The 13046-nt window shown below is 37.0% G+C and carries 7 protein-coding genes and 1 riboswitch; of the genes, 4 read left to right on the forward strand and 3 right to left on the reverse strand.

The features are described 5' to 3' along the window. Positions 1-160: 160 nt before the first annotated feature. Positions 161-2200, forward strand: a complete 2040-nt coding sequence (locus tag A8B35_RS03225; protein ID WP_075601969.1) for a glycoside hydrolase family protein — start codon at positions 161-163, stop codon at positions 2198-2200. An 82-nt stretch (positions 2201-2282) separates the two neighbouring features. Here A8B35_RS03225 and nrdB read toward each other — a convergent pair whose 3' ends face one another. Continuing rightward, positions 2283-3395, reverse strand: coding sequence for a class Ia ribonucleoside-diphosphate reductase subunit beta (gene nrdB / locus A8B35_RS03230; protein WP_075601970.1), 1113 nt, complete (start codon positions 3393-3395; stop codon positions 2283-2285). A 19-nt stretch (positions 3396-3414) separates the two neighbouring features. Next, positions 3415-5730 carry a class 1a ribonucleoside-diphosphate reductase subunit alpha gene (gene nrdA, locus A8B35_RS03235; RefSeq protein ID WP_075601971.1) on the reverse strand — a complete coding sequence of 772 codons (2316 nt, stop codon included), beginning with the start codon at positions 5728-5730 and terminating at the stop codon, positions 3415-3417. Between the two features lie 96 nt (positions 5731-5826). Beyond that, a riboswitch (cobalamin riboswitch) is annotated at positions 5827-5997 on the reverse strand. Between the two features lie 310 nt (positions 5998-6307). Here nrdA and A8B35_RS03240 point away from each other — a divergent pair. Next, positions 6308-9175: a PQQ-like beta-propeller repeat protein gene (locus A8B35_RS03240; protein WP_083634291.1), complete on the forward strand. Its 2868-nt coding sequence runs from the start codon at positions 6308-6310 to the stop codon at positions 9173-9175. Between the two features lie 120 nt (positions 9176-9295). On the opposite strand, the gene A8B35_RS03245 is transcribed toward A8B35_RS03240, so the two are convergent. After that, entirely contained in the window at positions 9296-10882 is a 1587-nt protein-coding gene (locus tag A8B35_RS03245; RefSeq protein WP_075601972.1) for a sulfatase, read from the reverse strand. A 343-nt stretch (positions 10883-11225) separates the two neighbouring features. Here A8B35_RS03245 and A8B35_RS03255 point away from each other — a divergent pair, with 343 nt between their 5' ends. Together A8B35_RS03255 and A8B35_RS03260 are read left to right on the forward strand one after the other, a co-directional pair. Beyond that, positions 11226-12659 carry a sulfatase-like hydrolase/transferase gene (locus A8B35_RS03255; protein WP_075601974.1) on the forward strand — a complete coding sequence of 478 codons (1434 nt, stop codon included), beginning with the start codon at positions 11226-11228 and terminating at the stop codon, positions 12657-12659. A gap of 19 nt (positions 12660-12678) precedes the next feature. Continuing rightward, complete coding sequence (locus A8B35_RS03260; RefSeq protein WP_075601975.1) at positions 12679-12900, forward strand: hypothetical protein; 222 nt, start codon at positions 12679-12681, stop codon at positions 12898-12900. The last annotated feature ends 146 nt before the right edge of the window (positions 12901-13046 follow it).

The following is a 13046-nucleotide window of genomic DNA, read 5'->3' on the forward strand; positions in this document are numbered from 1 at the left end:
GCCTTTGTTGCCGTTTCTATCTGCGCTGCGTGTGAGGCATCAAACCATAAAAAAGAGTGCTCATTCGTACCCGTAAGTACACATCATAAATTAACAACTACCACTTATATTATGTATGCTAGTATTTTGTGAAGCGTAAATAATAATCAATTCTCAATCAATGAAACATTTATATTTTATACTGCTTATCGGTATTTTAACTTCATGTACTGCATCTGAAGAAAATACAAAGCCCCAAAAAACATTAATCGATTTCTTTTTACCATTACCCAATCAAGCACCTTTGGTTAGTGAAGGTACATGGGGAGCTGAAGTAATTTTGCCGCGCGACACAGCAAATGGCCTCGAAGATGCTACACTTAAAAATTGGTGCTACTGGGATGGCAGCATTGTAAAAGACGATGCCGGCAAATACCACATGTACGCCAGTAGGTGGACTCAAGAGTTAAGCCATAGTAAGGGTTGGAATAAGGGTTCAAAGGGAATGCATTCTGTATCCGATCATTTATTTGGGCCCTATAAAGATTTAGGAGAAGCATGGCCCAATTGGAACAATGGCATGGGACATAATGTAATTGGTTTACGTATGCACGATGGAAGATATGCATTGGTAAATAGTGAGGTGGTTCCGGGCGAAGTATTCGTATCCGATAGTCCAGAAGGTCCGTTTGAGCGCTTGGGTAATTTTACAATTGATCCGAATGGATATTATCCTGGTTGGGGACGCTATAACGAACTTGATGATGGAGCCATGAAAGCAGGTGTTGTTGGCCACCTATCTAATGTAATGATTATTCTTCGCCCCGATGGCCGATATATGATGGTAGCACGTCACTGTGTTCCAATGATTAGTGATAACGGAATATTAGGGCCCTATAAAATGCTTGCCGATAAAGCTTGGTTGGGCGTAAAAGGACTGCCGCAGTTTAAAATGGAAGACCCTACGGTTTGGTATAGCGATAATATGTATCACATTGCCGTTAACTTCCATGGTGCCGATTCAACTTTTCACCTGACCTCAGCCGATGGTATCCATAACTGGAAAAACCGAGGTTTGGTGTATCATAACTCTCGCAATGTATTTAAACATACCGATGGAACTGTTGAAAACTGGTTTACGGTGCAACGCCCAACAGTTTATGTTGAAGATGAGGAAGTAAAAGCCTTTAACTTTTCGGTTATTGATGTGCATAAAGGAAAAGATAAAGCCAACGATAATCATGGTAGTAAAGTAATTGTAGTTCCGTTCGATGGCAAGGCATTTCGCAAGCATATTAACCAAATTGTAGAAGCAGAAAATAACTTAAGCGATGCTACGCCTGCACCGGCGCCATGGCAAAGTACCGATATTGGAACCGTAAAAACCAATGGTAATACGGGTTACGATGCGGAGGTAAATACTATCCGCGTAAAAGCAAGTGGAAATAAAATTGATGCTACACAAGATGCATTCCGATATGTATATCAAGAAGTGAGTGGCGATATTGCTTCGCAAGTATTGGTGCTGTCGCACGATGTATCTGAAAATCCGGTTAAATCCGGATTAATGATTAGAAGTAGCTTAGAGGATGATGCTCCTTTTATTTACGCAGCTATTGATAAGGAAACTGGGTTTACCTTAACAAAGCGCGATAAAAAAGCCAGAAGAGTATCGATAGTTCACAAAACAAAAATGGAAGCTCCCTATTATTTACGAATGGTAAAGAAAGATAATTGGGTGAGTTGTTATATCTCATCGAGCAACCGCCTAAATTGGAAAATGGTGGGTAAACTTAAAATAGATTTAAACGAGACCTTTTATATGGGTTTAGCAAGTACATCTAATAACTCGGCAGAAACAGGTTTTGCGCGTTATAAAAATGCTGAGATACATACTTTAGGCAAACCAAAGCAGGATGGTATTGTAAACCATACCTTCCCTGATACCATTTCGGCATCAGGTATTGTCGACTTCGAAATAGAAATGGAATCGATTAAAGCCAATGATATTTGGGTGGAACTACAAAACGTGCAAACCCTCGAAAAATATAAAGTTTTACGCAAGCGTTGTTGGAAAAGCGGCACCTACAAACTGACCTACGATGCCGGAAAACCGCTTGACCCCAATGCTACTTATTGGTTTGTTATAAAAACAGTACCCATGCATTTTCACGACAGTGAACACATTCAATCGGCCTTTAAAAAAGTATTTGTGCAATAAGGGTAATAACGGATAGGATTTAAATATAAGATGGGCGAATTCAACTGTATTCGCCCATTTATTGTTTTATCTAATTCAGATATTAAATATCAAAATCTGTATCTGTAACATCCATATTTATGCCGCCAACTACATACGAGCTAATCTCAGTTTCCTGAGGTAAAACTTCAACTTCATCATTGCGCAACCAATGATTCATCCACGATAAAGGGTTGGATGTTTCGTTATATATAGGCTTTAAACCTATTCCCTTTAAACGTTTGTCGGTTAGGTATTTCATGTATTTACCCAATAGTTTAGCATTCAACCCTATTATAGAACCCTTCTCAAATAAATACTCTGCCCAGCGCATTTCTTGCTCCGTTGCATCACGATAAAGGGCATATACTTCATTGTCGAGCTCATTAATAATATCGGCAAAGCCTTCATTTTTGTTTTGGCGTAAATCACGAATCATTTTCTGTGTTATGGCTAAGTGCTCATTTTCATCGCGTGCAATGAATTTAATAATCTTAGCATTTCCTTCCATTTTTTTATTCTCGGCAAAGGCAAAAGAACAAGCAAACGAAACGTAAAAACGAACCCCTTCAAGGATATTAACAGATACCAAAGCCAGGTAGAGCTTCTTTTTTAATTCCTTCAACGAAATGGTTTCTTTACCTTTCATACCTAATTGTTGGGCCTGATATTTAATTAGGTAATGGTAAAAACTATTGTATTGGTCGGTTACTGATCCTGCGCGTTCCACAATCATGTTGTTACTCATAATATCGTCAAAAATCTTTTCAGAATCGGCATATACATTTTTAATAATGTACGAGTAACTCATAGAGTGTATGGTCTCAAAAAAATCCCATATAATAATGGCTTCTTCTACTTCAGGCAATGTTACCACTTGTCCGAAGGTTAAGAACGGAGAACGTCCCTGTACACTATCGAGCAAAATCTGGTATTTAAGGTTTTCTGTAAATATAAATTTCTCTTGTTCAGTGAGGGTATTAAAATCGTTGATATCTTTTATTAATGAAATCTCTTCAGGACGCCAGAAAAAACTTAACATTCGTTGCGATAAGTGTTCGTAAAACGGATATTTCTGAATGTCGTACCGTTGTACATTCTTGCCTTCACCAAAGAACATTTTTTCGTTTAAAAAATCAATTTTCTTATCACTATATAAACTTGGTATTTGTGTCATTGTAATAATTTTTAAAGGGTTAAACAGAACATGACCCACCTTCACATGCATCTAATTCTAAGGCTAGTTCTTTATTGATATGCTTTTCGTTTGAAGTGTTCTCTTTTTGCGCAAGTTCTTGCGATGCTTCGCCCGAATTATCATTACTATTTAAGTAGTAAAGTGTTTTTAATCCATACTTATAAGCACTCCCCTCGTGCTTAATTAAATCACGAATAGGCACCTTGTTGTTATCGTATTTAGCAATGTCGTAATACAAATTAGTACTAATACTTTGGTCGATAAACTTTTGAAAAATGGCAACAAACTTTACATATTCTTCATTGTCAATATCCCATGCCAATGGATAGTTTTCTTTATATTTTTCGAAACCAGGTACCAATTGTTTTAAAGGGCCATATTTGCTCATTTTAGTAATAAGTAATTTGCGAACAGGGTCAATTCCTGCAGTTGAGTTTGATACAATAGAACTTGAAGCTGCTGGTGGTATTGCGCTTAATGCAGAGTTGCGTATACCATATTGCTTTACCAATTCTCTCAGTTCTTCCCAATTGCAATGCAGGGTATTGGGGCATATTTCATCAACTGTTTTAGCGTAGGTATCAATGGGGAAAATATTATCGGCATACTTTGTTCTTGTGTAATATTTACAGGCTCCTTTCTCTTTAGCTAAATGCGCAGATGCTTTTATCAGTCCATATTGAAATCTTTCCATATGGGTATGCATAAGTTTTTTGCCTTCGGTTGAATTAAATTGCACCTTATTTTTCGCTAAAAAATGAAATACATCAGATACACCAATCCCCAAACTACGCCTATTTTTTGTTGATTTTTCAGATGCTTTAACCGGATATTCTTGGTAATCGATTAATTCATCAAGAAAACGAACCAATAAATCAGTAAGTTCATCAAGCTCATTAATATCATTTACTTTGCCTAGGTTTATATTACTTAAAATGCACATGGCAATTTCGCCATCACTTTTATTAATATCAGTGAGTGGGGTAGTTGGTAATGTGATTTCCTGACAAAGATTACTCATGTAAATATTATCTTTAAATGAGCTGTGTGTATTTACATGATCGGCATTTAATATGTAAATCCGCCCAGTTTCGTAACGCTCTTTAAGTAAAGCCATATAAAACTCACGTGCACTTATTTGCTTTTTTCTAACCGTATAATCTTTCTCGTATTTTAAATAAAGTTCCTCAAACCCATTGTAGTCTGAACTGTAAAAAGCATGGTATAGGTTTCGGGTTTCCTCGCTCGAAAAAAGGGTAATATTCTGATTGTGCTTAACCCTATCTCTAAAAAGTTTATTTAATGCAATGGAGTAATCCATGCGGCGAACCCTGTTTTCATCATTACCCTTATTATTCTTCAATTGAATAAAAGTCTCAACTTCCCAATGAAAAAATGGCATTGTTGAGGTGGATCCCCCGCCCCTAATCGAATTTTGCGTAAAACTTTTAGTAGATGCTTCAAACATTTTTAAAAAAGGAACCAAGCCAGTATGTATAACTTCTCCATTTCTAATGGTTGCATCTATCCCTCTTATTCTGCCAAAGTTTAAGCCAATACCGGCTCTTTGTGCTGTATAATATCCAACTGCAGTATTCGAATTCATAATGGACTCAATAGAGTCGTCAACATCAATAAGGCAGCAAGAACTAAACTGCCGAAGCGGTGTGCGAACTCCCGACATAATTGGGGTTGGTAGGCTTATTTTAAAGAGGGAGAGCGCATTATAGAAGTTGATTACGTATTTCTTTCGTTGTTCAGGTTTGTAATCCATAAACATAAACATACCAATAAGCATAAAGGCTTCCTGTGGCGTTTCGTAAAGCTCACCCGATGCTCTATCTTGCAATAGGTATTTATCTACCATTTGGCTTAGGCCCGCAAAAGTAAAATTGTAATCTCGTTCATAATCTATGTACTTACTAAAATATACCAACTCCTGTGGCGTATACTTTTCCAGAAGAACATTATCGTAAATTCCTTTGTAAATATTATTACGTACCAAATATTCAAACGGAATAGGTTCAGCCTGCTTGTATACCTGCTTTCGCAAGTCCATTAATAATAGGCGCGCGGCTACATACTGGTAGTTAGGATTTTTTTCACTAACCAAATCGGCTGCCGACCTGATCATTACCTTTTGAATTTCAGCACTTGTTATGCCTTCATAAAACTGAAGTTTTGAGTTAATCTCGATATCAGAAACCGAAACATTTTCGTACCCATTGCAAGCCCATTCTACGGCTTCATGAATCATGGTTAAATCAATAGGAGAACGCGTTCCGTCGCGTTTTACTACATGTATTTGTTCCATTTGTTTATTATTAAAAAATTAAACAATGGTAGCAAATAGGGTAAAATATAAGAAAGGCAGTACCTGCGGTTTTCCTAAGCTCTTTTTCCCGAAAGCTACGAATTAGAAAAATTGATAGGTCTTCCGACTTAGTGCATTTTGGCTTGCCTTCCCATCCATTAAAGAACAGTGGCTTTGCAGTGCCAAAATATTTAGCGCAAATTACGGCTGCGGGTACAGTTACTGAATTAAACAGTATTCCCTTACATCAATTTTCAAATGTAAAAGTAGAATGTTTTTCCAATAAAGACTTCAAGGTCTTAAATAAAGTTATTAAGAAGATATAAACAGGTTAAATGATTTGAAAATTGATAACACGTTTTTTTATGAGCATACTTATTGAAGTGTGTAAAATAATAATGTGGCACAGTATTATAGTTGTATTCTTAGCTAAGTGTCACATAAACAGAGTTTATGGGTTTATGTGTTAATCAAATGTAATATTGTTTGTGTGCATAAAATAACGCTTAAGTACAAAGCCAAGTTTGGTTACAGGTAAATTTGAGCATTAATAATTGGCAATACTAAAACTCATAATATGAATAGATTTTATAAAATTATAATGCTACTTTTTTTTCAGGGAGCTATTCTCAGTTCTGCTCTATCTACCATTTCAGCATCAAAAACTGCAACTGCTCCTAAAATGAAAAGTGCTCTGCTAAGTTTTGATACCGGCTTAACCATATCAAAAGTGGCTATGGCTAAAAATGGGAATACAGATGTAATTGTTACCTCAAGTTATAAGGGTATTATAACAGCACTTGATTACTCAGGTAAAATACTTTGGACAAATGATATTGGCAAAGGCATCATGAATTATGATATTTGGTGCGACGATATCACCGCTAATGGAAAAACTGAAATTCTCTTGGCTGCTGCCGATGGAAATGTACATTGTTTGAGTATAGATGGTACGCTACAATGGAGTTTTCATCCTACAGATATGCCTATGGTTTCGGTTTGTAGCATAACAAAGAGTGATGGTTCAAAATATATTGCCTGCGGAGGTAACGATTTAAATTTGTATTACATCAATAGCAAGGGGGAGTTGCTAAATACGATCCCATCTAACACTTACCCAACGCCTCTTAAAATGACAAAAAAATGGCAAGGCGATGCCATTGTAATGCCCAATGCGCATAGTGTTAATTTTTTGCGCCCCCTGCCACAAGCTGACGGAACAGATGTTTTACTAATGAATGCCATTGTTGGTCATGCCGATCAAAAATCATTATGCTATTACTTTAAGCCAATGGCAGCAAAACCTCATAAAACATTTCAAATAGGTTATGGACACGGACCCATTGGAGATTTTAGGGTACGTAGAGCAAACGAAAATGCCGATTACGAAATATTAATAGGAACCTCAGGTATTGGAAAAACTTTAAATTTCACACAGTATATACCTACACAGCATAAAAATAACAAGCAGCTTAAAACATTTAATATTGAGAAGGCTTTGGGCCGATCGTTTGGTTATAAGGTAGTGCAAACGGAGATGATAGAGAATGGGAATACCCATCAGTATTTTATAAAATGCGGAGCAGATATTTTTATCACAGATGCTGATATGAATGAAAAAAGTGCCGAGCATATACAAAATACCTATTCTTATAACGATATGTGTTTAGATAAGGCTAACCAACGCATTATTTTGGCAAGTGCACAAAGTGGGGGTAGTTGTGTACATGTTATCGACCTTAAAAATAAAGCTTGGAAAAAGCAGTTTAAGAGTATTGCTCCTCCAGGAAAAATACAGCAAATTGTTGATAACTCAGCTCATCTGAAAAAGCAACTCAACAAATTTAAAGCGCCTACTTGGGAGCGCGATCCTTTAAATGTTTATTTAATGTCGCCGCCAAAAGAGCCCAAAGCTGCTATTGATAACATAAAGAATAATTACAATAGTCCGGTTTTTATGGGCTACGCTTTTACCAAACAGGTGAGCACTTGGGATCGATCGGCATTAACGAATGAATCATTTAAAAACGCCCGTGATAGTCGTAAAAGTTACTCAATTTCGGCAACGCAGCTCGAGAATAAATTGATAAAAGGATACAACGAAAATGGTTTAACCACATGGGGAGGGCATGGTGTAGATCCTTTTTATTATGGTACCGAATCCATAAAAAGAGTAATTGATGCCGGTAATGGGAAAAAATCTATTTGGGTGTGGCCCGAAATTACCATCCTGTATAAAGACCAGTACGATTATGTAACTAAAAACCTTTTGTATCCGCTTGCCGAATACGGGCAGGAGAATAATGCAATGATCTACCTACGTAGCAAGCATCTGTTTTGGCAGTCGATTATTTATAAGCCAGAGTGGAAAAGGTTTTTATCAGGCGAGTTTGCCGATGCCTTTTTACCCGGAATGGAAGAAACGCAGGATATGACCATGGAGCTCAGCTTGGCAAGTCGCTTGGGTTTATGGACTAGTGGTGTTTCTAATAGTTGGGTAACGCGTTGCGCACGCGATAATCCTAGTTACCTAAGAACACGTCAGTTTTCAAACCAAAATCTGCCCAACCATTTTCTGCGAAATGCAGTTTATCATGCATCATATGGAGCCGAGTATGTAAACAACTTTGCACTAAAAGGAGAGGGTTCAGAGTATATGTCTATATTTTGGGAACTAATTGCCAAAGGAGCTATTTATGTTCCTAAGCGATCAGAGATATTAAGCTTTTCGCCTGTTCACCTGAGTATCACAAATCCTGATAAAAGGTACATGAGTGAGGGAAATGGTTCAACAGCTCTCACTAGGTACGATAAAGATTTTCACCCGTACAACCCTTATGTATTTACTAATTTAACGGGCGACTGGGCAGGAGCACGATTGAAAGAATACGATTTCTCACGATATGCTGCTGGAGTGGTCGATCATCGATTACATTTCTTAGCGCCTTACAATAATGGAATGGTGTTAATAACTCCGGTTCAGAATGGGGCTTTCGCCGATGAGGATGCACCACGAGGGAAGATGGTGGATAATCTTCATCCTTTTTATAAGGATAAAATGGTAGAGTACGTTACCAACGGGCGTAATTATATTTCCGCGGATGGTAAAGAAACGCTTGCGGCTGACGAATACTATAAAAACGTTGAAAATAGTATTAAGGATGGTGCTAAAACATTGCCCATAATAGTTGAGGGAGAAGTTGCTTGGGTAGTAGCTCAAACTTCGCCTATGCATTTACGATTAACACTTATTGATGGCGGTTATATTAACCCTGACGACAGAAATGCCACAGTTACTTTTAATACTATTACTCCAGTAAAAATTACCGATGTTGTAGATGGTAAAACCTATAAAGTAAATAAAGCAGGTAAAACGATTATTGATATCCCCTGTGGTTTATTCCGCTTTATAGATGTTGAGCTCTCGGAGCCATTTATAGAGTAGTTTGAATTACTAGTAATAATAACAATCAGCCTTTTATCTTATTTATAGATGAAAGGCTGATTTTGTTTACACTTTTAAGATACACAAGCTCATTAAGAACCTAACGTTTTGTAATTTTCATTAATCCACAGTCTGCATACTTTCCCACCAGTCTTTATTAGGCTGCCAATCTTCTTTAAGCATGTCAGCTCTACTTTTTTCAAGCCAATTTTTAAGCTTGGTTTTGTTACGCGTTACCCATTGCATATGCTTTACTTCATCATAGTCAGTATCCACTGTTGGGTATTGTGCATTAACGCTTTTTAGCCAGGTGAGCAATTGCGTATCCATCTGTTGTGCTTTGTCGCTTAATTCTGTAGATAGGTCTTTATCTTCATGTATATCCTCCTTAAGGTTATATAATTCAAAGTGGCCATCCTCCCAATAATGAATCACCTTCCAATCGCCTTGGCGCATAATAGAAACTGGTCTGCCCCCTTGATTACCGTAATGCGGGTAATGCCAATATAAAGGACGTTCTTCAAATTCATTTCCTATAATAATTGGTTTAATACTTTTTCCATCTAAGTGGGCATCCTCCTGCAAAGGAAGTCCTGCTAAATCCAATAATGTTGGATAAAGATCCGTAGCCATTACAGGAATATTTGAAGTGTTCACTTGGTTCTTTATCCAAGGTACACTCATTAGAAGGGGCACTCTTATGCCGCCTTCCCACTGTTGACCTTTTCCACCCTTTAGTGGAGCAAGATTCGTAGCATATCCATCGCCAGAAACCACACCTCCATTATCCGAGGTAAAAACAACAATTGTATTCTGATCTAGGCCTGTTTCTTTTAAGGCATTTAAAACAATACCCACTGCATCATCCATGGTTTCAACCAAACCGCCATATACCGGATGATCTTGATGCAAACGCATGGGCAGTAAATCGCCATTCATAAAGCCCGAATCGGCAATGCCCATTGCTTCTGATTTGGCTCTATACTTTTCCCATTTCTGCTTCGAACTTTGTATTGGACCATGTACCGCATAAAACGATAGGTAGGCCAGGAAAGGTTCATCGTGGTCTGCTTTAATAAATTGTGCTGTTTCGTTTGCCAAGCGTATACTAAGGTTCTCAGTAGGTGTTGTATCCTCCAGTTTAGGATTTTTAAAAGGCGAAAAGTAGCCTCCTTTTCCTGGACTACCAGCATGGTAACCTCCAATGTTAGTATCAAAACCATGATCTTCAGGTAATGAACCTTCGCCACCAATATGCCATTTGCCAGCAAAAAAAGTAGCATAACCTTCAGCTTTTAAAGCTTTGGGTAGGGTTAGGTATGAGGTGCTTAATTGATGTTTGTATGCTGCAGGTAATAATTTATTATAGCGTTTTCTGGTACGCCATTCTTCACCCGATTTAGCACCAATCCAATCTGTTATGCCGTGTCGTGCAGTAAACTGACCAGTTAGTATACTTGCCCTTGATGGACTACAAACTTGGCAAGCAGCATAGGCATCAGTAAATAAAGTTCCTTCAGCTGCAATCTTATCTATATTTGGGGTTTCGTAATACTGACTTCCCATGCAGCCAAGATCAGTATAACCCAAATCATCCACTAAAATAAATAAGATATTTGGTTTAGTATGGCCTACGTTATTCTTTGATTCTAAGCATGAATACGCACAAAGGGTAACTATTGTAAATAGAGCTAACTTGACTTTCATAGGTGTTGTTTGTAAATAATTAAGGCATCAAAATAAATATATATAATTGAAACTATAGGGTGGTTATGTAATGTAAATAAGGCTGTAATATTTTTTTGAAGAAAAATAGGCTTAATGCTTTTGAACTTCTCAGTATACTGCTTTAATAAGTATAGCAATTTACGGTATTTAACCCCTTGGTGTTTTATAGTTGTGTGCTTGTAAGTGTTTGAAATATAGGCTTTATTATTTAAAATAATTGAGCACATTAATAAAACGGGGAGACACAGGTAACTAGCTAGTTTTGTATTTCTTTAAATTAAAATTAGAATCATTTAAATTCAGAAACCCAAAATTATAAAACATGAATCTCTTAAAACTACAATTCGTTTTACTACTATTAGTTTGTGCTGTTGTACTTAGGGCACAAAAACCAAATATTGTTATTATTCACACCGATGAGCATAACTTTAGAACCTTAAGTTGTTATCGTGAGCAAATGAGCCAAGATCAGGCTTACGTGTGGGGTAAAGGTTTGGGAGTAGAAACTCCTAATATTGACCGTATTGCAAATGAAGGTGCTATTTGTATGAATTATTATGCGACATCTCCAGTATGTGGTCCATCGCGCGCTTCAATGATGACAGGCTTATATCGTCAGGGAACTGGTGTAATTAAAAATGGAATGGATTTACGGCATGATGTACCTACATTTTCGCAAATACTCAAAGAGAATGGTTACGCTACTTCTTATTTAGGAAAATGGCATTTAGAGGAAGCCCCTAAATATACCTTTAATATACAGTATAAAGCCGGTTGGGAAGATAATACTTACATGATGAGTGGAGGGCACAACCCATATTTCCATGTAACTGCTGATGGAGTAAAAGCATTAAATGCAAAACGATATAAAGATTTCCCTCAAGATGAAGTGGTGCATTTAACGGATTACTTTGTTGATAAAACCCTGGATGTATTAGAACGCGATAAAGACAAACCATTTTGTGTAATGGTTTCAATTCCTGATCCGCATACACCCGATTATGCCAAACCTCCTTACCATACCATGTATGATGATATGGATTTACAGATGCCTAAAACTATGACTCCTGAGTATGCAGATATACGCCCTATTTGGGCATTGGGAGAGAAAACTGAAGCTAAGGGTTTTAACGTAAAAGCACTTCGCCAATATTTTGGAATGGTAAAACATATTGATGATAGAGTGGGGGATATTTTACAATTTTTGGATGATAATAATTTAGTTGATAATACCATAGTGGTATTTACTTCAGATCATGGCGATATGTTTTTTGAACATAAAAAGATAAACAAAGGTATCTCGTATGAGGGGTCAACTAAAATACCCTATGTAGTGCGTTATCCAAATAAAATCCCTGCCGGAAAAGTGATTCGAAAAGCTTATACCAATGCCGATTTTGCTCCTACCTTAATTGAAATGGCAGGCCTTAAAACCCAAGCTAAATTTGATGGGGAGGCTACTGCTAAAGACTTCTTTAATAAAGAACAATTGGTGGTTGATGATAGGATTGTGCACATGGCCGAAGCAAACCAAATATGGGTTGGTGCGGTGAGTCGTAAATATAAGTTAATATTGACACGCAAAACCGAGCCTTGGTTATTCGACTTGCAGCGCGACCCAGATGAGGTAGTTAATTACTACAAACATCCCGAATATAAAGCTGCAGCCAAAGAAATGATGTCAGTATTAAAAGCTCGAATGAAGCAGTTTGATGAGCCTATACTAGATCCTAAATACAAGTTGATTTACGAGTAAAATATTAATAAGTAAGGATATGAAAAAAATAAAAACTTTTGTAATAGCAATGTTTCTATGTTGTTTAATACTGCCAAGCCAAGCGCAATTTGTAGATATCATGCAAAAGAATGGATTGTCTTTTAACTTGCAAAAGGATTATAAGCTTAAGAATGATAATGCTCATAAAACAAATTATGCAGCAGTAATCACTGAATATACAATTCCCGAAAAAACCTTTGCTGATGACTATAAATGGTAATTTTTAGAAGATGCTAATGGTATTTTAATACAATATGAAGTAGCTTCAGAAAATCAGAGATAAATAAAAGAATAAGCCAGTTGGATTTAATTATCCAACTGGCTTTCATGTATCTAATTGCTACGTTTTTTACCGTTAATAAACTC

The sequence above is a fragment of the Saccharicrinis aurantiacus genome (assembly GCF_001660705.2).
GTDB classification, from domain to species: domain Bacteria; phylum Bacteroidota; class Bacteroidia; order Bacteroidales; family Marinilabiliaceae; genus Saccharicrinis; species Saccharicrinis aurantiacus.